This window comes from Candidatus Zixiibacteriota bacterium (assembly GCA_020853795.1).
Taxonomy (GTDB): domain Bacteria; phylum Zixibacteria; class MSB-5A5; order CAIYYT01; family CAIYYT01; genus JADJGC01.
In genome coordinates, this window is the sequence record JADYYF010000212.1 from 1 (window position 1) to 3874 (window position 3874).

At 59.2% G+C, this 3874-nt stretch carries 4 protein-coding genes; 2 read left to right on the forward strand and 2 right to left on the reverse strand.

What is annotated here, in order from left to right; all coding sequences use genetic code 11:
• Positions 1–1288 (forward strand): S9 family peptidase (locus IT585_15340; GenBank protein MCC6964624.1); only part of this gene is annotated, 1288 nt, incomplete at its 5' end.
• A 161-nt stretch (positions 1289–1449) separates the two neighbouring features.
• Here IT585_15340 and IT585_15345 read toward each other — a convergent pair.
• Both IT585_15345 and IT585_15350 read right to left on the reverse strand, forming a co-directional pair.
• Entirely contained in the window at positions 1450–2619 is a 1170-nt protein-coding gene (locus IT585_15345; GenBank protein MCC6964625.1) for a hypothetical protein, read from the reverse strand.
• Between the two features lie 204 nt (positions 2620–2823).
• Entirely contained in the window at positions 2824–3069 is a 246-nt protein-coding gene (locus IT585_15350; GenBank protein ID MCC6964626.1) for a hypothetical protein, read from the reverse strand.
• Between the two features lie 232 nt (positions 3070–3301).
• Here IT585_15350 and frr point away from each other — a divergent pair, with 232 nt between their 5' ends.
• Positions 3302–3871 carry a ribosome recycling factor gene (gene frr / locus IT585_15355; protein ID MCC6964627.1) on the forward strand — a complete coding sequence of 190 codons (570 nt, stop codon included), beginning with the start codon at positions 3302–3304 and terminating at the stop codon, positions 3869–3871.
• Positions 3872–3874: the final 3 nt, after the last annotated feature.

Consider the following 3874-nt stretch of genomic DNA (forward strand, 5'->3'; position numbering starts at 1 on the left):
AGACCTGGATCTGTACGCCGCACCGGTGGATGGATCGCAGAAGCCGCGCTGTTTGACCGAGGCCAACGAGGCATTGGATACGGCACCGGCTTTCTCACCGGACGGCAAGACGCTCGCGTACCTGGCCATGGAAAAGGCGGGCTACGAGGCGGACCGGGTGCGCATCATTCTCAAGTCATGGCCCGACGGCGAGGCGAAGACGCTGACCGAATTGTGGGACCGGTCGGCCTCTGAATTGAGCTGGTCATCTGATAGCAAGACGATCTACACGACGGCGGACAACGTCGGGCAGCACTCGCTTTTTGCGATCGATACCGTTGATGGAAAGGACAAGGTCGTGCTCTGGGAGGGGCATATCGGGGGGCCGCAGGTTTCCGGCGGGCGCATTGTCTACTCCATGAATCACCTGAATGGTCCGGCGGAACTGTACAGCGTGAAGCCCGACGGGGCCGGCATTGAGCGCATCACGCACATCAATGATGAGCGCGTCGCGGCGACGAAGATGGGTGAGGCGGAGCAATTCTCATTTGCCGGATGGAACGGCGAAAAGGTCTATGGCTATGTGGTGAAACCGATCGACTTCTCGGCGGACAAGAAATACCCGATCGCGTTTCTGATTCACGGTGGGCCGCAGGGGTCGTTCGGCAATGATTTTCACTACCGATGGAATCCGCAGGCTTACGCCGCGGCGGGTTATGCGGCGGTCATGATCGACTTTCACGGATCGACCGGCTACGGGCAAGCGTTTTGCGATGCGATTCGGGACGACTGGGGTGGCAAGCCGCTGGAAGATCTTCGGCTGGGGCTTGAGGAGGCGATCAAGCGGTATTCGTGGATGGACGGCGAGCGCGTCGCAGCGCTGGGCGCCTCGTATGGCGGATACATGATCAACTGGATCGCGGGCAAGTGGCCCGATCGATTCAAGTGCCTGGTCAGCCACGACGGCAACATCGACGAGCAAATGGCCTACTTTGACACGGAGGAGCTTTGGTTTCCGGAGTGGGAACATCACGGCACGCCGTGGGACAACCCTGAGGGCTATCAGAAGCATAATCCCGTCAATCTCGTCAAGAACTGGAAGACGCCGATGCTCGTGATCCACGGTGGTCTCGATTTTCGCGTGGTCGATACGCAGGGGTTGTCGTCGTTTACGGCGTGCCAGCGCCGCGGCATTCCCAGCAAGTTCCTTTACTTCCCGGATGAGAATCACTGGGTGCTCAAGCCGGCCAACAGCATTCTGTGGCATGAAACGGTGTTGGCTTGGCTGGATGAGTGGACGAAGGAATGACAAAGCCGACCCGACGGAGGCGCAGTTCGCCGGTCCTATGGCTTTCATTCGTCGGAATCTAGACGCCTGACATTGACACGCAGGGAGCGGCGTGGCGCAGGCGCCCTATCCGGTGGCGTTGTCATTCTCCAGGGCAACGTTGACTTTACAAAGCGGGAACATTACTTCACGCGCGCGACAACGGTGCGTGCCTTCTGGTCGGTGATGTCCAATTCAAAACCCTGGAAGGTCGCCTCGATGAGGTGCTCGGTGAGCGTCTCGGCGTTCATGTTGGTCTGGCAGGTGTACTTTACGACGCCCTTGGCGCCGTCCTTCACCACTTCCTCGATGCCGGGGATTTCAGCGAGGGCCTTCTTGATGAGGATTCCCTGCTTCACGTCGGCGACGTTGCTCACTTCCAGAATGACATCACCGACGCCGCCGGCTGTGCCGCGGGTCCATGATTCGAGCAGGTCGTAAACGCTTGCGTCGGCGAGCTTCATTCCCGACTTTTCCAATGCCTGCCGGCCGCCGATCGGCCCGGCGACGCGCGACCCGCCGCGTACGCCGGTCATGGTGTTTGAGAAGATCGAGTCAGCGGTCTCAGTCCAGAAGCCCTGGATGGTCACGTCGGTTTCCCACATGTTCAGATTGACGCCGGCGGCGGTGGTATGCTCAGGACCGGATGCACGCGATACGCCTTTGATGTAGACCTGCGCACCGTAGTTCATGGCCAGGGACTTGAGGGTTTCGGTGTCATTCTCGGCCGCCGCGACCTCCGCCTTCTTGCGGTCGATTTCTTTCATCTGCCCGGGATTCACGAGTTTGAAGCCAAGCTTCAGGAGCTTTCGCTCGATGGCAGTGCCGAGGATGCTGTCCTTCTGGACGACTTCCCGGCTTGATTCGGAGCGGTCGAGGTCGTGAATGATCTCGGTGAAGACCACCATGATCTTGGGGCGGCCGAGCTGTTTGAGGAGAATGGCAACCTCGCCCCAGGTCGCGTCAAGCAGCGACTTACTGACTTGCGCGGTGATGTCGACGGTCGTGACGCCGAGCGACGATCGTTTACCTGTTATGTCGTAATGCTTGACGATGCCGGCGGCGCGGGCGAGGACGACGTCGTACTCCAGGGCGAAGTCCTTCGTCTGACTCTTGCTCATGATCTCCTGTTTGCCGCCCTGTTCGATCGCTTTGCGCAAGCCGTCCTTGATGGCGCTGTCGTCGTCGATGCCCTGGCCCTGAACTTTGACGGTGACGATGTCGTCGTCAGCCCGGACAGCCGAAGGCGTCAGTGCGAGGAAGGCCGACGAAACGAGGAAAAGGGGGGCGAGGGATTTCAAATGAAGATTCATGCGGATGCACTCCCATTGCGAGGATGAACCGGGATTCCCAGATTGCATCAGGATTCTGCATAGGAGCGAGGAGGGGGTCAAGGGTGGTTGGTGCGGCGACGATTATTCCTTTCTAACTCGGTTCCCCAAAATAACGCCGGCTCCGGCCCAAAAGGACCGAAGCCGGCACGGCGCGATAGCGAATGCGAATGGCGAATTCGAACGCTAGTCGAACTCAGATCCAGGGAAATCGTCATATTCCTCGTTGAAGCCGTGAGGGCCGGCGTGCGGACCGCCTCCGGGACCATTTGTGAATCGCTCACCAAACTGGCCCACAAGACCCGAAAGCTGGTTGAGCAGCTCCTGATCGATATTGATTGTGCAGCCACCGGCCTGGAAGACGCTGCCCATCAGTCCGGCGGACATCACGGTCGCGGCAAGTTTCACTTTCCTTAGCATCCTGTTTGTCATGCTTCTACCACTCCTTGGTTTTGCTTCGTGCGAGGGATACCAACCCGGCGAGCTCCTGCGAGGATTCGAGCTCGACGGCGGGTCGGCGATCAAATCTACGATTCTGTGCGCCGCAGCGGCAAGGCGATAAGTGGCCCGCGCCGCGAGATTTTCGACCTATGGGACTGGGGACTCTTTACAAAATGCCGGGGGTGAGAGAATATCGGCGGGCACCACACACGAGGAGCGACCAATGGCTTATGACGAGATCGAGTTTGAGGCCGAAGAGGCCATGGAAAAGTCCGTAAAGTTTCTCAAGGACGAGTATCGGGGCGTCCGTACCGGCCGCGCCTCGCCCGGTCTTGTCGAGCATGTCAAAGTGAAGGTGCCGGCCTACGGCGAGGCGCCGATGGAACTCAAGGCCCTGGCGACCATCAGCGCGCCTGACGCGAGCATGCTGCTGGTGAAGCCGTTTGATCCGACAACGCTCAAAGATATCGAGCGCGGGCTTCAGGAGGCGGCGCTGGGGATCAATCCGCAGTCGGACGGCAAGGTGATTCGCCTGCCGATTCCGTCGCTTTCCGGTGAGCGGCGTCAGCAGATCGCCTCGCAGATTAAGAAGATGGCCGAAGCTCAGAAGATCGCACTGCGCAACGTGCGGCGGGATGCGATTCAAAAGATCGATGCCGAGAAGAAGGGTGGGACCATGCCGGAGGATGACGCCAAGAAAGGCCATGAGGCCATGGACAAGCTGACGAAAAAGTATGAGGGGCTGATCGAAGAATTGATGACCGGTAAGACCAAGGAGATTATGGAGGTCTAGCCG

Bases quoted from the DNA above. Each gene is read 5' to 3' on its own strand.
- IT585_15345 (MCC6964625.1), bottom strand. From the start codon at position 2,619: ATGAATCTTCATTTGAAATCCCTCGCCCCCCTTTTCCTCGTTTCGTCG.
- IT585_15350 (MCC6964626.1), bottom strand. From the start codon at position 3,069: ATGACAAACAGGATGCTAAGGAAAGTGAAACTTGCCGCGACCGTGATG.
- frr (MCC6964627.1), top strand. From the start codon at position 3,302: ATGGCTTATGACGAGATCGAGTTTGAGGCCGAAGAGGCCATGGAAAAG.